Annotated in this window: 14 protein-coding genes; 13 read left to right on the top strand and 1 reads right to left on the bottom strand. The window is 49.4% G+C overall.

The window, feature by feature from the left end; genetic code table 11:
* Nucleotides 1-323 precede the first annotated feature (323 nt).
* From AC58QD_RS21890 to AC58QD_RS21845, 10 genes are all read left to right on the top strand, one after another.
* A complete protein-coding gene (locus AC58QD_RS21890) occupies nt 324-6,086 on the top strand; it encodes a polysaccharide lyase family 8 super-sandwich domain-containing protein (protein WP_497337136.1) in 5,763 nt (1,920 codons plus the stop codon).
* Between the two features lie 242 nt (nt 6,087-6,328).
* Nucleotides 6,329-8,506 (top strand): helix-turn-helix domain-containing protein, encoded by a 2,178-nt coding sequence (locus AC58QD_RS21885; RefSeq protein WP_497337135.1) that lies wholly within the window; start codon nt 6,329-6,331, stop codon nt 8,504-8,506.
* Nucleotides 8,507-8,705: 199 nt separating this feature from the next.
* Nucleotides 8,706-9,626 carry an ABC transporter permease gene (locus AC58QD_RS21880; RefSeq protein WP_497337134.1) on the top strand — a complete coding sequence of 307 codons (921 nt, stop codon included), beginning with the start codon at nt 8,706-8,708 and terminating at the stop codon, nt 9,624-9,626.
* 31 nt (nt 9,627-9,657) lie between these two features.
* The gene (locus tag AC58QD_RS21875; RefSeq protein ID WP_497337220.1) at nt 9,658-10,500 is read left to right on the top strand and encodes a carbohydrate ABC transporter permease; all 843 of its coding nucleotides are present in this window, start codon (nt 9,658-9,660) and stop codon (nt 10,498-10,500) included.
* Nucleotides 10,501-10,564: 64 nt separating this feature from the next.
* A complete protein-coding gene (locus AC58QD_RS21870; RefSeq protein WP_497337133.1) occupies nt 10,565-12,133 on the top strand; it encodes an extracellular solute-binding protein in 1,569 nt (522 codons plus the stop codon).
* Nucleotides 12,134-12,188: 55 nt separating this feature from the next.
* Nucleotides 12,189-13,244, top strand: coding sequence for an amidohydrolase family protein (locus AC58QD_RS21865; RefSeq protein WP_497337132.1), 1,056 nt, complete (start codon nt 12,189-12,191; stop codon nt 13,242-13,244).
* 15 nt (nt 13,245-13,259) lie between these two features.
* Nucleotides 13,260-13,619 carry a Rieske (2Fe-2S) protein gene (locus AC58QD_RS21860; RefSeq protein WP_497337131.1) on the top strand — a complete coding sequence of 120 codons (360 nt, stop codon included), beginning with the start codon at nt 13,260-13,262 and terminating at the stop codon, nt 13,617-13,619.
* 295 nt (nt 13,620-13,914) lie between these two features.
* Nucleotides 13,915-14,457, top strand: coding sequence for an NADPH-dependent FMN reductase (locus tag AC58QD_RS21855; RefSeq protein WP_497337130.1), 543 nt, complete (start codon nt 13,915-13,917; stop codon nt 14,455-14,457).
* 237 nt (nt 14,458-14,694) lie between these two features.
* Nucleotides 14,695-16,497 (top strand): hypothetical protein, encoded by a 1,803-nt coding sequence (locus AC58QD_RS21850; protein WP_497337129.1) that lies wholly within the window; start codon nt 14,695-14,697, stop codon nt 16,495-16,497.
* Between the two features lie 213 nt (nt 16,498-16,710).
* Nucleotides 16,711-19,950 carry an OmpL47-type beta-barrel domain-containing protein gene (locus AC58QD_RS21845; protein ID WP_497337128.1) on the top strand — a complete coding sequence of 1,080 codons (3,240 nt, stop codon included), beginning with the start codon at nt 16,711-16,713 and terminating at the stop codon, nt 19,948-19,950.
* A 97-nt stretch (nt 19,951-20,047) separates the two neighbouring features.
* Here AC58QD_RS21845 and AC58QD_RS21840 read toward each other — a convergent pair whose 3' ends face one another.
* Nucleotides 20,048-21,454 (bottom strand): ABC transporter substrate-binding protein, encoded by a 1,407-nt coding sequence (locus AC58QD_RS21840; RefSeq protein WP_497337127.1) that lies wholly within the window; start codon nt 21,452-21,454, stop codon nt 20,048-20,050.
* Between the two features lie 266 nt (nt 21,455-21,720).
* On the opposite strand from AC58QD_RS21840, the gene AC58QD_RS21835 reads away from it, so the two are divergent.
* The 3 genes from AC58QD_RS21835 to AC58QD_RS21825 are packed head-to-tail and all read left to right on the top strand — an operon-like array spanning nt 21,721 to nt 24,967.
* Nucleotides 21,721-22,740, top strand: coding sequence for a Gfo/Idh/MocA family protein (locus tag AC58QD_RS21835; RefSeq protein WP_497337126.1), 1,020 nt, complete (start codon nt 21,721-21,723; stop codon nt 22,738-22,740).
* Complete coding sequence (locus AC58QD_RS21830; protein WP_497337125.1) at nt 22,737-24,038, top strand: enolase C-terminal domain-like protein; 1,302 nt, start codon at nt 22,737-22,739, stop codon at nt 24,036-24,038. The genes AC58QD_RS21835 and AC58QD_RS21830 overlap by 4 nt, the downstream gene beginning before the upstream one ends.
* Nucleotides 24,035-24,967 carry a Gfo/Idh/MocA family protein gene (locus AC58QD_RS21825; protein WP_497337124.1) on the top strand — a complete coding sequence of 311 codons (933 nt, stop codon included), beginning with the start codon at nt 24,035-24,037 and terminating at the stop codon, nt 24,965-24,967. The genes AC58QD_RS21830 and AC58QD_RS21825 overlap by 4 nt, the downstream gene beginning before the upstream one ends.
* Nucleotides 24,968-24,988 lie beyond the last annotated feature (21 nt).

Genomic DNA, 24,988 nt, shown 5'->3' with positions numbered 1-24,988 from the left:
CGGCACAGATACCTTCGCTTTCATCGGATTGACCGGGAATCGTTTCCCGAGCCATCCCATTATAACATGTTTTGGAGATGCGGCCTATGCAGGAATATGAAAATGATTCATTCATTAAATATGATCCATATCCAAAAGGGCTCCTTCCATATACGATAAAGGAGCAAATTTTGGATGAGAAAGGATGTCGTTCATGAAAAAAGGTTAGGCTCTTGCTGGTAGGATGCATCTTATTGTTCAGTTTGGTACAGGATTGCCGTATTTGTTGGACATTCAGACGGAATAAATTCATGGTTTATTAAACCGGGGAGGTTCAAGAAAAAATGAGAAAGAAAAGCTTCGTTTCGCTGTTTGTTAGTATAGCGCTTATATTCAGTCTGCTGCCGGGGCTGCCGACTGGCGTTCTCAAGCTGTCAGCCGCTAATGCCGCGCAGGATGCAGCGGTTAACAACCAGAATGGGGACATGTTCGACCAGTTGCGTTTGAAATGGCGGTATTCTTTGACTGGAGAGAACGCTTACGAATTACCAGTAACGGATCCAGGAGTACAGAGTCGTATCGATGAGATTACGCTTGCTGCGCAAACTGCTTGGGATTCGATGAATAAGACCGAAGGGCGATTGCTGTTGTGGGACGACGCAACACCGGAGGTGTATCTGACTTCGGGCCATATTTACGAGACTTTCAAGCGCTTATACCGCATGTCGTTAGCTTACGCGACCAAAGGCTCTACCTTGTATCAGAACCCGCAATTGATGGCTGATCTCTCAGCAGGTCTGGACTGGGCCTACGAGAATCAGTACAGCGATACGATGACCTGGCAGGTCAATGTCCATCACTGGGAGATTAACATCCCAACTGTTCTGGTTAACATCACAACGCTTCTGTATGATGAGTTGACACCCGAACAGAGGACGAATTATATGAACGCCGTTCACAAATTCGCAAGTGATCCGACGACATACGCTACGTCGACAACTCCTTCTTACGGGGCCAATCGCTTGTCTGAATCGTTACCGATTGTAATACGAGGCATTCTCATTAAAGACGGGAGCCGTCTGGCACTAGTCCGTGATCGGTTAAGTGATTACGATGCACTCAATTATCCCTTTGTAGATGAGGGAAATGGATGGTATAGAGACGGCTCGTTTATATCTCACAATGCTCATGCTTACACAGGGACATATGGTCTGGAACAGTATGGGAAGCTTGTCCTGTTGTTAGATTTGCTCTCCAATACGCCTTGGCAGATTACGGATCCCCGAGTGGAGAACGTCATGTCCTGGACGATGGACGGATATCTCCCTCTGGTCCACAAGGGAAGACTTATGGATATGGTGAATGGGAGATCGATTGCACGACAAGGTGGAGGCGACTACGCCCAGGGTAATGCGTTGATCGATTATTTGCTCAAGGTGATTAACTTCGCCCAACCCGGGGATGCCGCCATCATCAAACAAACGATCAAGGAATGGGTTACAGACAAAACCGAGAACAGTTATCTGGAAAGAGCGTCGATTCCTAATTATTTCGCAGTGAAAGCGCTGTTGGCGGATTCATCTGTACCTGCTGCTCCGCCTTTATCTTATCAGCAGTACGCGGGCATGGACCGGGCCGTTCAACAAAGACCGACTTATGCTTTTGGGCTCAGCATGTTCTCGAAGCGTGTCTTCGATTTCGAATCGATTAACGACGAGAACAAGCGAGGATGGTATACCGCATCGGGTATGACCTATCTATACGACAGCGATCATGTTCAATATAACGATAACTACTGGGCAACGGTGAATATGAAGCGGCTTCCCGGGACGACCGTAGATGCGGAATATGCCCGTCCGGAGAAACAAGGAAACCGATTAAGCACGAAGAGCTGGGTGGGAGGAGTCGAAGTCGACGGTGAATTCGGTGCCTCCGGTATGGAGCTTGAAGGCATTGGTACTTCTCTGAATGCACGAAAGTCCTGGTTTGCGTTCGATAATGAAATCGTAGCCTTAGGTTCAAATATTACTAGCACGGACAATCGGACAATCGAGACCATTGTGGAAAATCGCCGGCTGGATAGCACGAAGCAGCAAGCCTTGACAGTCAATGGAATTGTCCAGCCTTCCGAACTGGGATGGAATGCAACCTTGGATGGAGTCCGTCAGATTCATCTGGAAGGCAAAGGGGAAGGCTCCAGTATCGGGTACGTGTTCCCTGGCGAGAATGTGACGGTGAAGGCGCTCCGTGAGGAGCGGTCCGGCTCCTGGCAAGATATATCTCCCTCTACGGATACTACTGTATACAACAACACATTCATGACACTCTGGATGGACCATGGCAAAAACCCAACTCAGGCCAGTTACTCTTACATTATGCTGCCGGATCGCTCGGCTGCGGAGGTATCGCAATATGCTAATCAGCCGGAGGTGTCGATTCTAGAGCAGAATGAATATGTGCATGCCGTACGAGACAATCAATTAAAGATTACGACTGCTCTGTTCTGGCAGGATGTCAAGCGCACTGTAGGTCAGTTGATTACGGTTGACAAAAAGGCGGCAGTAGCTGTCAAGGAATCGTCGAATGAGCTGGAAATATCAGTATCTGATCCTACGCACGAAAACAAAGGGATCATTGAAGTGGAGATCAACCGCTCCGCGGCCGGTGTCGTAACCGCAGATCCTTCTATCAAGGTACTGCGTCTCGCACCAACGATTCAATTGACCGTTCAGACCCACGGAAACGTAGGACGGACACAGAATATCAAACTGAGCTTGCAGAATAGTAATGCTTATTCAGCTCTCGTGCTTCCTGCGACTGCAGATGCATCGGTGCATAACGGGAACAATGCCTCAACGAATCTGGGTTCTGCCACGACAATGGCCGTGATCGATGCCCCGGATGAATCCAAGAACAGGAAGGCATACACCAAATTTGACTTGAGCCCTATTGTGACCGTTGATCGTGCGATACTTAGGGTCCGTACTTCCAGCACATCAGGAGAATCTGCGGTCTTGACCGCGACCGGAGCCGACAACAGCTGGACTGAAGGCGCGATAACCTGGAATAACGCTCCGTTACCGAATACCGGGGTGCTTGATTCCGTATGGGTCAATGGAAGGGAGCAGGTATACGAGCTGGATGTGACGGATTACATCCGCGGACGGTTAGCGGGAGACAGGCAAGCCACACTCGTATTGTCAGGTACGGATTATGAGAGTCTGGCGATGTCCATTCACAGCAAGGAGCATTCTTATGGCGAACCCCAGCTTCTGGTGCAAGGCTCATTCGTAGAGAACACACCTGTTGTGACCATTAACCCGACATATGGGGATGGGCTTCGAGCAGGCTATCAGGACAATTTCGAACCATCACCCATTAATAGTACCCCGCAGAATTGGCAGATTACCGGAACGGGCGCTCAGGCAATAGTAAGTGAACCCGCTGGGGCGATGAATGATCATGAGGTGAAACTTGTAAGCGGAGCCTCAGGATTAACCGCTAGTGTACCTTTTGCAGCACAGGAAGGAATTGTTCAGGCTGAGCTCCGAGTGCGGGCCAATCAAACAAGCGTACCTTTGAAGATCGAGCTCAAATCGGAAGGCCATGCAGCACCAGCCATGACACTTGCTTTTACAGGAAGCGGCCGCATTACCGCTACCGATGGAGAAAAGGATCGTTTACTGCAAACTTATACGTCAAATAAAGACTACAAGATCAAGATCATCCTGGACACCGTTAATGGGGATTATGATGTCTATGTGGACGAGGTCAGGAAGGCGCAGCGATTCGCGCTTAATCAAGCAACCCCATCCATTGGTGCGCTTGCGATGTCCATTCCTTATGCGGGTGTATTCCAAGTCGATGATGTTGCCATTGGGGAAATCGATACACGTCCACCTGTTCGGACGGACGAAGATGTTCTGCATGACGACGAAGAGGATATCACATTACCGAAATATACGGTTAACGACAGTTTCAACATACCTGGAACGAGCGTTCCGCAAGGTTGGTCCATTGCCAGCACGGGCGGGCCAGTTGGTCTGACGGATTCACCGAATTCTAATAATCGGAGCCTGGAGATAGCCAAAACCTCGGCCTCCTCTTCCTCGGCATTGCGCACGTTCAATCAACTTACTGGAAAGGTTATTGTAGATTACTGGTATAGATCCGATCAGAAAATAACGTCTGGAGCTCCTTACGTTCGAGATGCCGGTAACCGTGAAGTGATTTCTATCTTGTTCAGCAACAATGGGAATATTCAGGCGTTCGATGGGGCAACAGCCAAAAATCTGATGCCTTACGAGCTGGGCAAATGGTATCATATCAAACTAGTAATAGATACGGCCGCCAAAAAAACAGATATCATCATTAACGGCAAAACCTATGGTACCGGATTCACCTTCCGTAACGTTGCAGTAACCGGAGTAGCCAAGCTGAATTTCTTCAGCAATGCCACACCGGGAACAATCAAAATCGATAATGTGGTGGTTACTTCGGAGGACGACAGCTACTCCCAACCGGATCCGCTTAAAGTCCCGCGGATTCAGATCGATACGCCGAAGCAAGTACTGCCAGATCAGTCGTTCCAGGTCGGGATGCAGCTGCACAATGCAGGATACGCTGCGAATGTTGAGCGAGTACAACTGACTTATGATTCTAACGTATTCTCCTATGAAGGATTAGAGGGAGGAGATCCGGCTGCAGAGTATATGGTGGATTCCGCAGTTGCGGGGCTACTGTCCATGACTTGGACAAAGGGAGGCGATGGACAACTGCCGAGCTTGAATTTCAAATCCAAACCGACTATAGAGAGGAAGCAAGGTGCTATCCGTCTGTATTCGGCAGATCTTTATTTGCCTGAAACCCAGACGTTAATGCTGACTCCAACGGACAATCATGAAATCGTAGTTGATAAATATAATACCAATATTCAATTACAGCTTGCGGATCAAGAGCCTACGGTTACATCTGTTACTTATGGCGATCACAGCGCTCTTAGGGTAACCGTGACGGGAGGTCAGCAGGCACCAAATGTCATTCCGCAAGGTACGGTTACATTCAGGGATGGAACGGAGCAGATCGGCGTGCAGACATTAGCGACGGACGGAACGGCTGAGTTTGAGCTTCCTCCGCTAAGTCTAGGCGATCACCTGATAACAGCTCAATACTCCGGAGATGATACATTCAAGGCGGGTGTCTCAACCTTTGGGTTGAAGGTAATGCCAGATCAACTTCCCCCTGTTACTACTACTGAGGTAATAGGTACGGCTGGGCAGAACGGTTGGTATGTGACAGATGCACACGTAACCCTGAATGCGGAAGATTCGCAATCGGGAGTGGCGTTAACCGAATATTCGCTTACTGTCGTCCAAAGTCCCAAATTAACAACGGTGACTGAAGCGACCTACGACGGATCGTCTGGAGCCGGGACGACTGCTCCTACCCAAGGTTATGTGCCGTACTCAGGGCCGATTACGCTTGGAGAGGGAGTTTACTCGGTTGGATATCGATCAAAGGATCGGAGCGGGAACTATGAAATAGAACGCCAGATTACGGTGAAGGTCGATCATACAGTGCCGGTATTCCAGTTGAATGGGAATGGGAACCTGGTGACACAAGGGACAGTATACACTGATGTGCTGCCTGTAGCTTTCACCCTGCAAACGGACGATAATTTATCGGGAGTGGCTCTGAAAAGTATAACGGTAGACGGCGTCCCATACACAGAGGGAACCCTGAAGAATTGGACAGGAGCGTATGGTCCGCACCTCATTCAAGTGGTCGTTACAGATACGGCAGGTAACGTAGCGGAACAAGCTTACACGGTAACTGTTATAACAGCCGTGGATGCATTGCGAATGCTGCTTAATCGCTTTATCGAGGACGGGCAAATACAAGAGCCTCTTGCGACATTGCTTCGAAATATTGTCAATGTGATTGAGCATTTTGAAGAAGCCGACAAGAACAAACAGGCCGTCAAGCATTTGGGTGACATGATCAAGCACTTGAATAACAACGCTATGCAAGACCGAATATCGTCTGATGCAAAGCAGGCAATTGAGAACACAATCCTTCCTTTGATCGAAGCATGGTCGAAAGGATAGCAGGGCACTATCCCGTTTTTTAGCTTTGTAGGGTTATATTGCCTGCCTCTCGCTCACTCTTACCACACTATGCAGGGCTGCCGTATCACACGGCGGCCCTGCTGTGTTCCTCCAGATGCATTATAAGCTCTAACATTGAAATATAATCTCATGAATAATCTTAATAATTGAAGTATTATTTCATTAGTCTTATAATATTACTAGAACTGGAAACGTTTACAAAGGGCAGGGAGGAAATTGCTATGACCATCTCTAAGGTACACAAGTTCCGAATAGCCCTTTTTTGGCGGCTCTTCATGAACTATATCGTCGTTATTCTCATACCGGTGCTTGTCGCCAGCATTCTCGCTCACGTTCTTGTAGTCCGTACGATCGAGAAGGATGCCGAGAAGCTTAACGACGTCATCATGAGCCACTTTTCCCAACAAACGGACACCGCCTTAGATTCATTGAAGACCCAGATGATTAACATGCTCAGCTCATCCAACGTAACGAGTCTGCTCCGAATCGCTGACGATTCGAGAGAAAATCAACAGCGTGCGGAACAGTTTCATTCGCTTAGAGAGCAGTTGATGAAGATTCAATCTGACAAATTGGTATCGAAGGCATTTTTATATTTTGCGAATCACGATCTGGTGGTGGATGTCGATATATATACGGACAAAGCGTATTACTTCGATTATTTTTATCCGCTGGACGATCAGCAGAGAAAGGCATACTTGACCCAATTTACCGGCAAAAAGATGATGGATTTCACAGATCCGAATGTTTTCGGGATGTCCGCCTTCATGAGTTATCCGTTTAACACCGACAAGCCTGAGGTATATTTGGTCGTCGATTTCGATAGGGACAATCTCAAGGAGCAGATCAGCATTCCAGAGAAATGGGTGACCGGCACGGCCATTGCGAGCAGCCGAGGGTTCATCATGGATCAGTACGGTTTGACCGAAAAGGAAGCGAAGGCGGTAGTGGAGCATACGCGAGCTACTTCTGTCGGCTCCCAATTCCTCATTACGAACGAAATCGCCATGTCGCTCGTGAAATCCCGTTTCGACGATTCTTGGTACTACGTGACGATCGCGGATCTACGTACTCTGATGAAGCCTGCGCATATTACGCGGGTGATCAGTTGGGCGTTTCTTTTGTTTTTCCTAGTGGTGGGCAGCATCGTGTCTTATTATCTGAGCCGTCGTGTATATCGGCCTATTAAGGAAATTACAGAGGAGAATAAAGAGCTGTCTCAGCGGGTGAGCGGGATGTTCCCTGTGGTGCAGGAGTTATTCGTGACGAAGATATTGTTAGGCGAATACCGGGATGCGCTGTCCATTGAGTATTACGCGAAGGAAATCAAGTTTACATACAACAAAAATGCGGAGCGGACGGTTCTATGTATCGCATTTCATTACAACTCGCTAGCCTATGAACAGCTCTCGGAGACGACGAAGTCCTTCATGCTCGTGGAGCTTAAGGAACGTCTGTTCAAGTCGTCGCCTTCTCTGGTCTGGCTCAGCCAAACGAAGCCGGACGTGATGGCGTGCGTCGTGCAGCATGACCCGTTCCTGCGCTTTGGTGCCGAGGAAGCCGCGAGCATCGTCAGCGTTGTGCTGGAGCAGTACAGCCCCTATTTCAAGTCGACAGTAGGAATTGGGAAAACGGTGAATGCCATAGAGGAACTGAGCGATTCGTATGACCTCGCCTTGTCCGTGCTACAGAATCGCGGACTTGACTCCGATGTGGAGATTTGCCGCGGACCGAAGGTATGGGAACGAACGCAATGGGAAAGTTTCTTATCGGTGCAAGACGTCAACCGCATCATGAACCAATACAAGACGCGGGAGTTCGACTTGCTGCTGCAATCTGCATTCCATATGCTCGAAGAGGGGAAGAACAAGAATGCCACCGCCATCCAGATCAAATATTTGTGCACCGACGTGCTCAATACATGGATTCGCGCTGTAGAAACGGAGCACCACGATTTTAACGTATCTCTCTTCTCAGGCCTATTCAAGCAGCTCAATCGCTGTATGACATGGGACGAGCTGAAGAGCTGTTTTGAGGACATTCACAGTGTCTTATTCCGAACGGAGGAGCCCGATCAGCGTGCCCGGCAGTTCTCCGATATACTGGACTATATTCATGAGCATTATAACGAAGAGCTGTCGATTGAATATTTTGCCGGGCTCTTGAACATGTCGAACGGACACTTCAGCCGTACCTTCAAAGAAGAAGTGGGCGAGAAGTATGTGGAGTATATCGCAAAATACCGGCTGAAGAAGGCCAAGCAATTTCTACTCGAGACGGACATGAAAATCGATGATATTGCGGAGAAAATCGGGTATTGGGGACGCAACTCGTTTATCCGAACGTTTCGCAAATATGAAGGCATTACGCCAGCCAAATATCGCTCGATTAACCATTGATTAGAGGGAGGCTTCATTTTTTCTGAAGTCTCCCTTTTTGCATCGGAGCTCCGTAGGAAGCCCGGGATTCCTGGGAAACGCAACGTAAGCAAAAAAAGAGACAGCATGAAATTATGCGCACTTTACGGGGGCGATCGGGCTTTGTATAGTTAGGCCATCAACCGTTATGTAAACGCTACCAAGAGGAGGATTGGGTCATATGCCGCCACGCAACTATGTCTGGTACATGTTGTGGAAACACAAAGCCTTGTACCTGTTGATGCTGCCGGGAATTTTGTATTATATCATTTTCAAATACATGCCCATGTATGGAGTCATCATCGCGTTTCAAGACTATTCGATCGGCAAGGGGATTATGGGCAGTAAATACGTCGGGTTGAAGCATTTTATCGAATTCTTCTATGTAAATCCGGATTCCTGGAAGCTGATCCGCAATACCGTCATGTTGAACATATATGATTTGCTGTTTCATTTTCCGGCACCGATCCTGTTGGCCTTACTATTCCACGAGCTGAAGAACAAAACGTTCAAGCGGATTGTACAAAGCATCAGCTATATGCCGCATTTCTTATCTACCGTGGTCATTGCGGGCATACTCGTTACGTTTCTTTCTCCGCAGACCGGCATCATTAATCTCCTTCTAGTAAAGCTGTTCGGCATGGAGCCGATTCTGTTCCTGGGGCTGCCTGAATGGTTCAGGACGATCTACGTCAGCTCGGAAATCTGGCAAAAAGTAGGCTGGGGAACGATTCTGTACCTGGCCGCAATTGCCGGCATTGATCCGACGCTGTACGAAGCCGCCAAGATGGATGGGGCGAACCGATACCATCAAATGCGCCATATTACGTTCGTCGGCATGGTGCCCGTCATGATCATCCTGTTCGTCCTCACGCTCGGCAATTTCATGGAGAGTGGTTTCCAAAAAATATTGCTGCTGTACAATTCCATGAACTACGAAACCTCAGACGTCATTAACACATTCGTGTATCGGCGGGGGATCCTGGATGCGGATTTCAGCTTCGCCACGGCTGTCGGGTTATTTCAGTCCGCGATCGGGCTAGTCCTTGTCATCGCCGCCAACCGGATTGCACGCAAATATTCTGAAACCAGCTTGTGGTAAAGGAGGAGTCGTATTGAATATCAGAACTTCGATGGCCTCCAGGCTATTCGATACTTTCAACTATGTGTTCATGATTGTTCTGATCATCGTAATGGTGTTCCCGTTGGTCTATGTGTTCAGCGCTTCGATTAGCGATAACGCCCTTGTGTCGAGCGGGTCAGTGCTCCTATTGCCGAAGGGGATCACGCTTATTGCCTATAAGCAGCTGTTGGCTAATCCGGATCTATGGGTCAGCTACTGGAATACGATCCGCTATACGCTGGTCCATGTGGTGCTTACTTTGATCGCGACCTCGGCCATGGCTTATCCGTTGGCGAAGAAATGGCTCCCTGGACGCAGAATCATTCTAATTATGGCCGCATTCACACTGCTGTTCAGCGGAGGTATGATTCCGACATTTCTGGTCGTGCAGAAGCTGGGGATCTTGAACTCGATTTGGGCCATTGTCCTGCCTTCTCTGATCAGTACATGGTACTTGTTCATCATGCGGACGTTCTTCGAAGCACTGCCGGAGGAATTGGAGGATGCGGCGACGATCGACGGCTGCTCCTCGCTGCAAGTGCTGCTGCGTATCGTACTTCCACTATCGATGCCGGTATTGGCGACCATTGGGTTGTTCACGGCCGTGAACCAGTGGAACGCATTCTTCGACGCTCTTATTTACTTGAATGAGCGCTCTATGTATCCGCTGCAGATTATGCTTCGGAACATACTGGTGGCCGGCAGTACGATCCAGGCAGAAGGCGATCTGAGCCTGCTCCAGACGATGAAGTACGCCATCATCATCATCGCTACGCTTCCAATCCTTTGCGTATATCCGTTCATCCAGAAATACTTCGTGCAGGGAACGATGATCGGCGGTATCAAAGGATAGTTCTAGATTCTCTGGAATCTAACGCTATATAACTTAATTTTAACCCAAATTAGGAGGGAAACGAATGAACAAAAGAAGGATCGCATTGGCACTGACTACTATTATGCTCGGCGGGGTGATCGCTGCGGGCTGCTCAAGCAACACCAGTGAAGCGCCCAAGGCCGGGGAAACGAAGAAACCGGAAGAGTCTAAGAAGCCGATCACATTCACGTGGCTAGCCTATGACCGTCCGGAAGGAAAAGTGCGCCAGGATTGGGATATCTTCAAGGAAATCGAAGCCAAGACCGGCGTGAAGGCAGATTTCCAAGTGGTCAGTCAGGAAGGGTTGAAGGAAAAGAAGCAAATTATGATCGCGACCAATTCGGTGACGGATTTCATCCAGGTCGATACTTTAGAAGGCAGACAGCACGGTCCGGACAAAGTGTTCTTGAATTTGAAGGACTACTTGGACAAGGCGCCGAATCTGAAGGCGTTCTACGACAAATACCCGGAGGCCAAAGCGGTCGCGACCGGCTTGGACGGCGGGATCTACACGGTGCCCGTTATTGAGGGCGACGCCGAAGGGAAAGGCTTCAACTTCATCTGGTATACACGCAAGGACATTATGGATAAGTACGCATTGAAGGCGCCCACTAACTTGGATGAATTTTACCAGTATCTGAAAACACTCAAAGAAAAACAGCCGGATACGTATCCGCTCATCAATAACGCTATTGTCGGGGATACCGGTTTGTTTACGACATTCGGCAGAGCCTTCACCGGCATTCACGGTTTCTTCAATATCGATCCGTCCAACGACAAATACGCGTTTGCTCCTTACCATAAGGGCTATAAGGACTCGCTTATTTTCCTGAATAAATTGTTTAACGAAAAACTGTTGGATCCCGAATTCTCGATGATTACGCAAGCTCAGTGGGAAGAGCGGATTCTGAGAGGCAAATCGCTCGTAACGTATTTCTGGAAAGCGGACTTAGAGACTCTGATGGACAAAGGACGTAAAGCGGGCATAGCGGATTACACGCTCGATGCGATTCCTCAGTTCGCGGCTTCGGGCATCAAGAACTACCAATTCTCCCGTCCGGTTGTCGGCGCTGCAGGTCGTGCAATTTCGGCTAAGGTGAAAGACAAGGACCAGGCGGTTCAGTTCCTGGACTACCTATTAAGCGAAGAAGGCTCCAACTACTTATCGCTCGGCATCGAGGGTAAAACGTATACGAAGGAAAACGGCAAGCCTGTCTACAACAAGGATTTCGGTGCTTCGCCCTTCACGGTTCTGCGCAAGGACTGGGGCGTATGGTACGACATGCTCACCCTCGACAATGCGAAATCCCGCGAGGTGTGGGAGCGAAGCTTAAGCGACAAGGGCAAGGACATCAACAAGCGATACGAGTCGTTCATCATTCCGGCACCGAAGCAGATCGTGAAAACGAGTGAAGAGCTGGAGCTGGAGAAGTCGAAGCTGAGCAACCTGAACAAATTCCTGGAGCAGAAGCTGACCGAATTCGTGTCGGGCAAGACGCCGATCAACGACAAGACGTATGAAGAATTTATTGACCAGGCCAAGAAACTCGGCTCTGACGAACTGCTCAATATGTACAATACTGCCTATACTCGCACATATGGCAAGAAGTAATCCATTCGTGCAGCAATGAGGCAATAGCAATCTAACTCTGGAAGAGGGGATTCGTATGGCCGAAGATTTCAAGGTCATTGATGTGGATGTTCATAATGAACAAAGTGATGCCGCCTTGCTGCCGTATCTGGCCGAGCCGTGGCGCTCACGCGTAGCGGCGTCTGGAATCGGGTATGCCGGCTCCGGGTACTATTCGCCAGTGGGAGTGTTTAAGAAGGACTCCATTCCGGCCGGCGGCGGCAAAGCCGGAACGGACCCAGACCTGATGATCAAACAACTTCTCGAGGACCACAATGTGGAATACTGCGTATTGACCGGGGTTGTGTACAACATCTCGACGACGCACGACCCGGATTACGCAGCTGTGATCTGCTCGGCGTATAACGACTATTTGATCGCCGAGTGGCTTGGCAAGCATAAAGCGTTCAAGGGCGCCATGGCCGTCGCCACACAGGATCCGCATCTGGCCGCGCGTGAGATCGACCGCGTCGGCGGCCATCCGGACATCGTCGAAGTGATGATCTCCAGTGCCGCTCGTGCGCCGCTCGGTCAGCGCATGTATCATCCGATCTATGAGGCAGCGGAGCGAAACGGTCTACCCGTGGCGCTTCATCCGGGTGCGGAGGGAGGGGGCGGCTCGACGGCCCCTACCGCGGCCGGGTATCCGTCCCGTTACATCGAGTGGCACACCTGCTTGTCACAAATGTTCATGGCTCATCTAGTCAGCATGGTATGCGAGGGCGTATTCGAGAAATTCCCGCGTTTGAAAGTGGTGCTGACTGAGGGCGGCATTGCCTGGCTGCCGCATCTGATGTGGCGGCTGGATAAAAACTATAAGGCGCTCCGCTCCACCGTGCCTTGGCTGAAAAAGCTGCCCAGCCAGTACATTCGAGAGCATTGCTACCTCTCTACGCAGCCCATAGAGGAACCGGACAATCCGCAGCATCTGATCGATTTGTTCAATATGATCGATGCTGAGAATATGCTCCTGTATTCAAGTGACTATCCGCACTGGGACTTCGATTCGCCCGGTATGATTCTGCGGAGATTAAAGCCGGAGGCGAAGCGTAAAATCTTTTACGAAAATGCCAAAAGCTTGTATAACCTTTAATTCATGGAGGACCTTATGACGGTACATTACGTGCTGGATGTGGATGATGTTCCCGAAGGCGGACATGCGGTCGTCACGGTCGAGGGAAAGAGCATCGGCATCTATAGGATCAATGACGACTATTACGCCTTAAACAATTATTGCCCTCACCAGGGGGCACCGATGTGTGCGGGCCTAGTATCCGGGACTACGCTTCCATCAGACGTCTATGAATACAAGTACGGTAAGGGCGGCGAAATTATCCGCTGCCCATGGCATGGTTGGGAATTCGATATTCGAACTGGCAAATCTTTATTCAGCGACAAGATCTGGGTGAAAACGTACAAGGTGAGCGTTCAAGACGGCAAAGTCGGGATTGGGTTGGAAAGGAAGTAGTCCATTCGAAGTGTAAAAGATCGAACAGGCTTGAAACACCTGTTCGATCTTTTTAGTCTTTCAGGATTGTATCTGTCGTCAGTGTAATATGTATGGCTGTCAACAACCATTGGTATTTGATGAACTGAATATGTCATTTGTATCTTTTCTTCTGAGCTGCTATCCTAACAAGGGAATTTTACTTATGATAATAATTAATATATAGTAAGTTATGAAAAGTAATTAAATTGTTGGTTAGGAATGGAATCAAGCACACCAGGTAAGTATAAAACACAAACGCTTGGAGGGAAACATCATGAAAATAGTTGCAATAGTAGGTAGTCTACGTAAGGAGTCCTATAACTTAAAGCTCGCAAAATTTATTCAAAGCCGGTATAACGAGCGCTTTGATCTCGAGATCTTAAATATCCGGGACCTTCCGCATTACGATCAAGATAACGAGAATGATGCTCCTGCAGCCGTAAGGGAATTCAAACAAAACGTAAAAGCTGCGGATGTTGTCCTATGGGTAACTCCAGAATACAATTACTCCATACCAGGCGTGCTGAAAAATGCGATCGATTGGTTATCCCGCGTTGACAAGGTTATGATCGGAAAGCCATCGTGGATCATTGGAGCTACGATGGGTGGGTTAGGAACAGTCCGTGCCCAACAACACTTGCGAGACATTTTGTTCTCGAGCGGCGTTTCGTCACCCATCATGCCCGGGAATGAAGTATATGTAGGGGCCGTCCATGAAAAGTTCGATCAAGAGGGAAATTTCACCCATGAACCCACTATTAAATTTCTAGATACGGTCGTCGAAAACCTCGTTGATTGGGTGAAGTCCAAGAGATAACTAATAGAAGCCAAAAACTAGCGACCTGAACCTCAGCGTCGCTAGTTTTTTGTTTATTTGGATAAAGAGAGCAAACAACCGACGTGTTCAGAATAGCCGGCAGTAGCAGAAAATGAAATAGTTGTACACATATATCCATATTGATCCTAAAGTAGATTTGGTACGCTTGATGGCGGATACTTTCAGCACGAACAGGCATATAACACGCATCCAATCACTTTTCAAAGGAGGAATTTGATGAAGCGCTCAATTAGAAAAGGAATCGCAGCTGTTGTAGTAACCCTGATTCTGATGTTCCTGCTATTGCCTGTCGCTGCTTTTGCCCAAAACACCATGAAGGATGATGAGGATTACGCTTTATCTGCTTATGCTCTGCAAGAAGATGTTGGGACGAGTCTTTATTTGAATGTTTCTCCAACACGAGCCGGGGATAGCGCTCCGGAATCGGTCGAGAAGGTGCAGCTTAAAGTGTATGATGATGAGGGTAAACATTTGTATACCCGTAACGAGACAAACTTGCCGTCACCGGGCGGGAAACTGGCGATCTTGTTGGATAACACAGCTTTGGGGTATACCGTATCCATCGATGTCCGGATCGACCAGTCAGGTAAAAATGTGAAGCTTGAGGCGGAGACAGCCGTAACGGAGTTCGCCGTGAATGCCAATCAAGTGGTCGTCCCGGAATTCATGGGTTACGGCACCCAATTGAACATGCACCTGTATACGGCGCTTAACGACCCGGCTAGAGGCTTCACTGGCAACGAACCGCCAAAGGAGCTTGCGAACGTCGAGGCTAAAGTAAAGGCGCTGAAGCCAGGCTTGACCCGAATATTCCTATCGCCGGTTAATTTCGACCCGGGCAACGAGAATCGGATGGAATCCTTCAACAAGACAGTGGAGCTCGCTCACCAAGCAGGCGCAATCGTCAATGTGACCTGGTGGTTCATGGAACGTGCGCCCGGAGACGATCCGGCTAAGCAGGCGCTACTCATGCAGGAGAACATGCGGCAATTCGCAGATACGCTGATTGATCTCGTTACAACCCGGGGCTTGACGGCAGTCCAGCAAATTACGATCCAGAACGAAGTGAATACGACATGGATCAAGCCGGAGCTGTACGAGCAGTACTATCGTTTGCTCGATCAATATTTAGTTGATGCAGGAATCCGGGACAGCATTCAGTTCGTGGGCGGTGACTTGGTCTTCAACAATCAACTGACCTGGTTTACGTACATGGCGGATCATATGGGTGATGTGCTGGACGGTTGGTCCGTACACATTTACTGGAATTATTGGGATACGGCCTACATGCAGAAGAGATTCACCGATATTATGGCCATTTACAACAATATCGCTCCGGAGAAACGCAAGCCATTGTCAATTACGGAGTACGGAGTTCGGGGTCACAAGGTCTATGAGGACAAGACACCGATTATGGACGTCAACCCTTATCGGCGCGGTGCCTTGACCGCTACCCTTGCAGGTAAGTATGAGGATCTGGTCACAGCGATTAACGAGACGAACATCGCAGCATTCGAACAAGCCTGGTTCGACCTTCAGGCTGTGAATCTGGGCTTCGTCGGCCTGGCTAAGTGGGACGCTTACCGGGCGCAATATGATTTCAGCTACCAGGATCACTCCTTGATCGGGTATTTGTTCAATCCGGCGCCAGGCGAAGACCGCTGGCCGCTCCGGCCAGCCTACTACATGCAGTGGTTGCTGGCGAACACGACAGGTCAGGGCTGGCAAGTGCTCGGTTACAACGGCGATGCCGGCGCTAAGCTGATCACACCGTTCCGCAGCCCAGATGGCGAATGGACCGTATTGGCGCTTAGCCGAGACGGAGCTGCCGCTTCATTCCACATAGGCAGCTTGCCTGCCAACACCGAGTTCAAGGTGCTGCTCTGGAACGGAGACGGAAGCGGCAAAGTAACAAGCGCCGGAACCGTCAACTCGGGCACGGCCGGTACGGTAGCAGTAGATGCTCCGGCGGGCAGCGTGGTTGCGTTAACGACCGTATCCGTTGTGAATTTACCTTAAGTCACAAGCCAAATATAATCCAAAAATCAAGGGCTGCTTCACCGTTCGCGAATTTGTATTCGCTGCTCGGAGAAGCGGCCCTTTTTCTTAACCGCATTTATGATTTTTGGTTCCTTCTCAAATGTCGGTTTCATTAACCCCCCTAATTATTGACAGATGTTTCCCTCTCTACTACAATAACGGTGAGTCAGATGTAAATCACAATAAGAGGAGATGATCGCTATTTATCCATTAATTCATCGTATGATAAGTGTTCTAGCTGCTATCTGTTTAAGCTTTACACTGCTGCCTGTCGGCGTGTATGCAGAGTCGCCTCCAATCACGATTCACAATTCTGGTTTTGAAGAACCTGTTTCCGGGAAGGCTATTCCGGGTTGGAAACAAACGTTTGGCATGGGATACAGCGATGTGACTTATGAAGTATCTGCTGCTTCGAGTTATGAAGGCGGTTACAGTCTGCTGTTGGATGACCGGAATTCGGTTCGGGCGCTCGGATTAGAAAGCGATCCTTTCCCGGTTGTGCCTGGAGTCAGCTATTCTCTCACTGCTATGATGAAGGTTGAGAACGGTTCCATGGGTCTTTATTTGCGCTTTTTCAACGCGGCCGGGACCAAAATTGGTGAATCCGTTAACTGGCTAACCCCAACGAACGGGGAGTGGGCTAAGAATGGGACTTCCTCTGTCATTCCGGCTGATGCTGTATCGGCGACGGTATTACTCTATTCTTCTGGAGCAGGAATTACTCGCGGTTACGCGGACGATGTACAAATTCAAGAAATTGAAATGGGTACGTACGAGCGAATCGGCGGCGTTGTGCAAGGAATGATCAACGCAGACTCCGAAGTGGCAGTAGAGGACGGTAAACCCGTTATTTATTCTGTATTCAAGGGGCGTGATGCGGTGCCAACCGTGTTCGCGGTCATCGACGCGTTAACTCGGAATGTGCTCCGTACTTACCCGCTTCCCGGTGTCGAATCGGCATGGGGCGTAAAGGCGGCGACTGATGGCCGAGTATACATCGGCACACATTATGATGGGGGCTTATACCGTTATACTCCGGGGAGTCTGAATTTCGAGTATATGGGCCGCTTCGGCACTGAAACACATGTCTTCTCGATGACAGCCGGACCGGACGGGAAAATGTTCGCCGGTACGTATCCGGGAGGGAGACTGTATGAATTCGATCCAGCGCTCGAGAAAATTATCGATCTCGGCGCTGTAGACCCGGAGCAGAAATATGTAAGGTCACTGGCCTACGATGCCGCTCGAGATGTGCTGTATGCAGGTGCTGGCGGATCGAAGAGCCGGATCTACAAGATCAGTCCGGATGGAACACGCAAGGAGCTGCTGGGCACCATGATTCCGGGAGGCGGCGACACGGTCGCTTTTCCTTATGGTATGGATTTTGCTGAAGATCGGCTGTTTGTGAAGTTTTCCAACGGTGATCTGCTCGTCGTTCGACCTGATGATACGATCGATTATTACGATCCAGATGGAATGGATATACATTCCGGCCAAGTTGCCTCCATCCCTGGTCAGCCGGGAAAAGTCGTGTTTACCTTAGGCGGACAGCTGTATGTCTACGATTCTGCGACTCAATCCTCATCCCTGTTAAAGGAAATCGAATCCACCATAAACTTTCAAGATGGGAAATTTGTCGATCTAGGCAGCCCAGAGTGGCCCGGGATGACGTTTGTGGGAATGGGCTCCTTTGGCCATGTCATGTATTATAATTTGTCTACCGGCCGTACGGAAGTTACGCCAGCTAACTATGCCGGCTCCCCGATTCTCATTCAAAGCATTCATGCCGGCCCGGACGATAAGATGTATGTCGCTGGCTATATGTCCGGATTTGCCTCGTATGACCCTGTAAGCGGGGCGGTATCCGAGACGAATTCTCTAGGGCAGATTGAAGCGTCGGTGGTCCGCAACGGTAAGCTGATATTGGGCGCTTATGCGGGATCGCGCATATTGGAATACGATCCTAGTCTGCCATACTCGGAGAGTAATCCGCGCCAGCTGTTCGCTCTGCGTGACCACGAGCAGGATCGCCCGTTTGCGATGGCATATGACCCGGTGAGTGACCAATTGGCAGTCGGCACGGTTGCGAACACAACTTCACTACAGGGAGCGCTCTCGATCTACGATTTTGCCACGAAAAAAGTGGACGTATATAAGAATATCGTTCCGAATCAAAGTATCATTTCTTTAACCTATAAGGATGGATTGGTTTATGCGGGCACGACCGTTTATGGAGGCCTCGGCACAAGCGGTCCAACTGAGACGAATGCAAAGTTGTTCATCTTCGATCCAGTCACCAAACAGAAAGTATATGAGACGACACCGGCTATCGGGCGCAAAGGTGTGACGGGGCTGTCTGTCGGACCAGACGGTATGATCTGGGGAGTAGCTGAGGATTTCATCTTTAAATTTAATCCGGCTACCCGTCAGTTCGATTACAAAGTCGCCAAGTTGCGCCGCTACGGTGCCAACACTACGACATGGGCTTGGGCGTTTCTTCATCCTGGCACGGACGGGAACATGTATGGAACTTCACGCGGCCTGTTTTTCATGATGAAGCCGGAGACGAACGAGTTTGTTGTTCTCGACGGGAACCGCGGCAATTACTTGAACCGTGACGCATATGGCAACTTTTATTTCTCCGACAGCTCGGATTTGTGGAAATACACGCCGCCAGGATTGGACAACGAGCCGCCAACGACAACAACAGCGGTGGATCCCGTGAGTCCGGACGGAAATAACGGTTGGTATACAGGCCCGGTAACAGTAGCATTGAGCGCAACGGATAAGGGAGCTAGCGTCGTAGAGACAGTCTACAGCACAGATTCCGGTGCCAAGTGGTCACCATATACCGTACCGCTCCGATTCGAACTGGATGGCGCTTATACGCTGCTGTACAAATCAACCGACGCGGCCGGCAACACAGAGTCGATGAAGAGTATGAACTTCAAGCTGGATACGTCTGACCCCGACATTACAATCGATATCCCAGCAGAAGCAACATACTATACTGCGGACGAGCTATCTTTAGGCATTTCCGTCACGGACAGCGGTTCGGGTATTGATCCAGCAACGATTATTGTCAGCTTGGACGGACAGGAGGTACAACAAGATGCCGCCATCCAGCTGTATAAGCTTCCGCTTGGATCGCACACCGTAACCGTCACCTCAAGCGATCTTGCCGGGAATACTAAGAGCAATAGCATTATGTTCCACACGGCTCCAGCCCAGGAATCGTTATTTCGATTAGTCGAAAGCTTTGCGGCTAAGGGTTGGATTGATAATGACGGGATTGTAAGCAGTCTGTTGGTAAAATTGAAAGAGGGTAATTTGCAGCCGTTTATTCAACAAGTAAAGGCCCAGAGCGGGAAGCATATTCTTCAAGAGGCGGCCGATTATTTGCTGCGCGACGCAGAGGAGCTGCTGAGGTAATCATAGAGAAAGACATGCCATTAACAACGGCATGTCTTTCTGTTCGTATGCCCCATAGCTTAATCCATGGAGCCCGGCAAGCGAAGTGGTGCTAATTTCACCCCTGCTCCAACCGGAGAAACAACTCATTCACCTGCTTGCATAATTCATCATCATCGATCAAGCCGGACCAATATTTCTTGAGCAATTGCCTCAGTCCGACAAAGGAAGCGCTCGATAGATTCAATTCCCGGTGAAGCTTGTACGAGGACATAATTTCTCGGAATAAGGTGTGGCGGGAAGGGCGGTTCATGCCGCTGAGCGACTCTAGCCGTGTTTCCGCTGCTTCTCTTCGCGCGGGCAGGCTCAATGTTCGCTCACGGATAATTTGCTGCGCACGCGGAGAGATCAGATAGTCGGCCAAGAGCCGGGCCGCTTCCTTGTTCCTCGAGTCTTTGTATATCGCAACGCCGATTACGTTCAATAGAGACCGCGGTTCATACAGATAGGGTAAGGGCGAGATGTCAAATTCGAGATCCGCAGCCTTGAAGTCATTTATCGTCATATAATTGGTCATGATCATAGATACTTTGCCCTGCATGAATAGCTCTGTTACGTCATCGCTGTTCTCCGACAAGTAGCTTGGATAGATCGTTGGATCGGATATAATCCGTTTGCATAGGCGGATACATTCCAACATACGAGTGCCTGCTAACTGGAATGAGCCATCTTCCTCCGGTTCGAACTTCATCCCGCTTTGCAGGAGAAAGGCAGGCCATCGATTGTCTGATAATAAGTAAAAATACAGACCATGCTGCCTCCCGGCACTTGTCAATGCTGCCGCATATCGAAGGCAATCTTCCCACTTCCAGCTGCTGTCGGGTTCAGGGATGGCAGCCTCGCGAAAGTGCGCTCGGTTATAAGCAAGCACGATCGGCGAGAAGATGAGGGGTCTGGCATAAAGGGTCTGATTGTGTTCAAACGCATATTCGGCAAAATGATATAAATTCGAATCGGCAGGCAGCGTTTCAAGCAAATTTAGGCGGTCATAGTCCATAATGCCTTCGAAGTCCGTGTTGTTAATTGTAAATACATCTATTTGTGCGTGATCCATATATTCTTTCATGTTATCTGCATAATCAGCAGCTGTTTTCACATGAACAGTCTTGACGCGTTTGTCAGGATATATGGAGTGAAAGTCGTTCAGCAGAGCGGACAAGCAAATATCCCGTTCAATAGTGAAGCTGAAACCAAGTGTAATTGTGGATTTGCTTCCAGGTATAGGGTCAGACACACGGCTGCCGACACGGTCGATTTTGACAATGAGCTGTTCCTCGACAAGTATATCGAGTCCCTTTCGAACGGATTTATTACTTAAGCTGTACTGCTCGGTTAGTGTTTTCTCAGAGGGCAAGTATTCGCCGGGTGCCAGGCGGCCCTCACAAATATCGGAACGCAAGCGGTCTACCATACCGCGAAGCCGGGACTCGAAAGATTTGCGACTTGGTTTACCAGTTTTGTTCATAAAGCAGGGAGCACCCTTTCTTGAGGAGAGTATAGCTATTATCATAATGGATGGACTTAGAAATGTATAGCAGTCTGGTGTATATGTAAGTAGGAACTCATTAAATGGGGCTAAAAAATTAACTGTTGACAACAAAATGAATACATCTGTAAGATGAAAGAAAGCAAATATACATCAAGATATACATCAATTTAAGGTTAACATACGGAATTCGTTCAACATATACATCAGATTCCGTTGTAACCCATTTGGAGGGGAATTATCATATGTCACGTACAGTTAAAGTTGGTTTAATCGGCTGCGGTAATCTGGGTAAAATTCACGCGAAATGTATTGCAGAGGTAGAAGGGATGGAGCTTGTCGCCTATTGCGACGTATTCGAGAAGAGTGCGCAAGCGATGCTGGAGGAGTTCGGCGGAGCATACGCAACAAGCGATACCGATCGCTTCTTTCAGGATCCGGAGCTGGATGCGATTTATGTAACGACCCAGCATGACACGCACGCTGAGTATTGTATCCGTGCACTTGATGCCGGCAAGCACGTTCTGGTGGAGAAGCCGCTAGCGATGTCGGTGGAGGATTGTACCCGAATTGGTGAAGCGGTTACCCGCAGCGGTAAAAAGCTGTTCACGGCTTTTAAGATGAGATATTACGAGCTGCTCTGGAAAGCGAAGGAGCTTATCCCGCAGCCTGTTATGGTAACGATGCAAATGATGGACAACCGCTGGGGGGACTCCATTTGGCCGAATGATCCAGTCAAAGGAGGCGGCAACGTGCTTAGTCAGGGTTGCCATTCCGCTGATGTATTGCGATTCGTCTCTGGAGGCGAGCCGGTAGAGGTGTATGCCGCCGGTGGTAATTATTATCAACCTTCTGGTGTTGTTGATAACTTGGTTGCTGTGTTCCGCTTCGACAATGGAGTAGCCGGGAGTCTGGTTCAGGGGGATTGCAACTGTCCTCCAGTGACAAGTAAATTCTTCATGCAGTTGTTCGCCGAGAACAAATCGATTACGCTCAATGATCGTTTAACGACGCTTACTTATGTTGAAGCCGGGAAAGAGCCTCAAATTTTCCAAGGAACGGAATCCGGATTTCTGGAGGAGAACAAAGCGTTTTATCGTTGCTTGCATGAAGACACACCTGCACCGATTGATCACATTGACGGGCTGTATGCGACTCTCATGATTCTTCAGGCATTCGAATCACTGCGAAGCGGCAAACCGGAACCAATCAAGTCTCTTGTAGAGAACTCTGTTGCAACGTCATCGGAGAAGATAAGCTTATGATCCGAATCGCACAGACGAAACATGCCATTATTAAGGAGCCGTTGCTGTCACCCTTCGGCTTCAAGGGAGCTTATTTATCGGAGCTGTGGCAGTCCATCACGATGCTTGGGGATGAGAATGGCGGTGTCGGGATGGGCGCAGGGGTACAGAGTGTGCTTTGGTCGGATGCGCATGTGTTTGTCCGGTATGGGGAAGCAGCCGGCAATGAGATGATGGCTAACATAACCCGGTATGCGCTGAGTCGAATGGAAGGCAATCAATATGAATCTCCGTTCGAGCTGCTTGATGCGATCTTGCCGGAAGCATACCATTACGGGGTCGAATCGATGAATCTGCCCGCGCTGAGAAGCACCTTTGCGCTTAATGCTCTCGTTACGGTCGATCAAGCTGCTTGGGCATTATACAGCAGAGGCAAGGGGCTTCGCTTCGAGGAGCTTGTTCCTGACTTCTATCGAACTGCCTTCGCTGAACCGCAATCTGAGCTTGCGAGTATCCCGCTGATTCCGTACGGAATGTCAGCAGAAGCTATTACGCAAGTGTTGGATGAAGGTTATTTTCTACTGAAAATCAAGGTTGGATCGGACCCGGATCAAGACGGCAATCAAGATAAAATGCTTGCTTGGGATTGCCGGAGGCTGTCGCAAATTCACGAGATCGCTTCCCGTTACGAGACGGTAAATACAGTTAACGGCAAAATTGCTTATTACTTAGACGCAAACGGTAGATATGACAGTAAGGATCGCTTACTCCGTTTGCTGGAGCATGCGGATCGTATCGGCGCATTGGAGCAGGTTGTTCTATTCGAAGAGCCTTTTCCAGAGGAACAGAAAATCGATGTCCATTCCATTCCTGTTCGACTTGCGGCAGATGAGAGTATTCACGACGAGTCCGACGCATTGGAGCGCATCGAACTTGGCTATGGCGCATTAGCGCTTAAGCCAGTGGCCAAAACGATGAGCATAAGCCTGAAGATAGCTAAGCTGGCCCGTGAAAAGAATATTCCTTGCTTTTGCGCTGACTTGACCGCTAATCCAGTTCTGGCGGATTGGAATAAGAATCTCGCAGCCCGACTTCCCATACTGCCAGAGCTGAAGGTGGGGGTTATCGAGACGAACGGCCATCAGAATTATCGCAATTGGGAGCAGATGAAAAGTTGGCATCCGCGCGTAGGCGCTGAATGGATTGACTCAGCGCAGGGCATGTACCGTTTGAATGGCAGCTTTTATGACACCGCTGGGGGCGCGCTCGAAATTGCAGGACATTACGCATCCGTACTTACTGGAGGTCATTCACAATGAAAGCAATACGCATCGGTCTAGTTGATTTGGACACGTCTCATCCCGGCAGCTTTATTCCAATTCTGCGTGAACTAGGGCATGAGGTAACGACTGTATATGACGGGGGGGTTATTAATCCAGCCGGTTATGCAGAGAAATTCGCTCAAGATAATGGGATTGCTACCGTATCGGAATCCCTCGAGCAGGTAGCGGATCGGGTGGATGCAGTTCTCATCCACAGCTGCGACTGGGATCTGCATGTAGAACGGGCCAGACCGTTCGTAGAGGCGGGTAAAGCGGTTTTTATTGACAAGCCGATTGCCGGGAATGCGCGAGACCTGCAGCAGTTCGTTCAATGGGCCAAGGCCGGGGCAATCATTACTGGCGGGTCCTCATTGCGAGTGTGTGAAGAGGTGCGGGCTTGGCGCGAACAAGAAATCCCGCAAGAGGATTGGATATACGGCATGGTCGGCTGTGCCGTGGATGAATTCAACTACGGAATTCATGCCTACTCCATGCTGCACGGACTTATGGGGCCTGGCATTAGTCAAGTCCGTCATCTAGGTTCGGCTGGAGGTCAGCGACAAGTAGAACTGCAATGGACGGACGGGAGACGCGGGGTGATCAGTGTCGGGAAGACGAGCGGATATTTGCCTTTCTATGCCAATCTCGTAACCCAAAAGCGTATTGATTACATCCAAGCGGATAACAGCAAATTATACAAAGCGCTGCTTGAGGCCGTCCTGCCTTATCTGGCAGGCGAAGCCCCAGAGCCGCTTCCTATGGAGCAGCTTGTGGAGGCAGAGCTGGCCGCCATCGCCGCAAAGCTCTCCGAAGAGCGTGGAGGAAATGTGGTAACATTGAGCGATATACCGGCTGATTATGCTGGATATGACGGACTCGCGTTCGCGCGGTCGTATAAAGGGTTGAAATATCCTTCGACTAAATAAACAGGGAATACCTGGCCTAAG

This window comes from Paenibacillus sp. J2R1T-4 (genome assembly GCF_059692235.1).
The sequence above is the reverse complement of the archived record's forward strand: the minus strand, read 5'-3'. Positions and strand labels throughout refer to the sequence as shown.

Excerpts from the sequence above, each read along its gene's own strand:
- AC58QD_RS21865 (WP_497337132.1), top strand. The coding sequence starts at position 12,189 with ATGGCCGAAGATTTCAAGGTCATTGATGTGGATGTTCATAATGAACAA.
- AC58QD_RS21870 (WP_497337133.1), top strand. The coding sequence starts at position 10,565 with ATGAACAAAAGAAGGATCGCATTGGCACTGACTACTATTATGCTCGGC.
- AC58QD_RS21890 (WP_497337136.1), top strand. The coding sequence starts at position 324 with ATGAGAAAGAAAAGCTTCGTTTCGCTGTTTGTTAGTATAGCGCTTATA.
- AC58QD_RS21835 (WP_497337126.1), top strand. The coding sequence starts at position 21,721 with ATGTCACGTACAGTTAAAGTTGGTTTAATCGGCTGCGGTAATCTGGGT.
- AC58QD_RS21845 (WP_497337128.1), top strand. The coding sequence starts at position 16,711 with ATGATCGCTATTTATCCATTAATTCATCGTATGATAAGTGTTCTAGCT.
- AC58QD_RS21885 (WP_497337135.1), top strand. The coding sequence starts at position 6,329 with ATGACCATCTCTAAGGTACACAAGTTCCGAATAGCCCTTTTTTGGCGG.
- AC58QD_RS21825 (WP_497337124.1), top strand. The coding sequence starts at position 24,035 with ATGAAAGCAATACGCATCGGTCTAGTTGATTTGGACACGTCTCATCCC.
- AC58QD_RS21875 (WP_497337220.1), top strand. The coding sequence starts at position 9,658 with ATGGCCTCCAGGCTATTCGATACTTTCAACTATGTGTTCATGATTGTT.
- AC58QD_RS21850 (WP_497337129.1), top strand. The coding sequence starts at position 14,695 with ATGAAGCGCTCAATTAGAAAAGGAATCGCAGCTGTTGTAGTAACCCTG.
- AC58QD_RS21840 (WP_497337127.1), bottom strand. The coding sequence starts at position 21,454 with ATGAACAAAACTGGTAAACCAAGTCGCAAATCTTTCGAGTCCCGGCTT.
- AC58QD_RS21880 (WP_497337134.1), top strand. The coding sequence starts at position 8,706 with ATGCCGCCACGCAACTATGTCTGGTACATGTTGTGGAAACACAAAGCC.
- AC58QD_RS21855 (WP_497337130.1), top strand. The coding sequence starts at position 13,915 with ATGAAAATAGTTGCAATAGTAGGTAGTCTACGTAAGGAGTCCTATAAC.
- AC58QD_RS21860 (WP_497337131.1), top strand. The coding sequence starts at position 13,260 with ATGACGGTACATTACGTGCTGGATGTGGATGATGTTCCCGAAGGCGGA.
- AC58QD_RS21830 (WP_497337125.1), top strand. The coding sequence starts at position 22,737 with ATGATCCGAATCGCACAGACGAAACATGCCATTATTAAGGAGCCGTTG.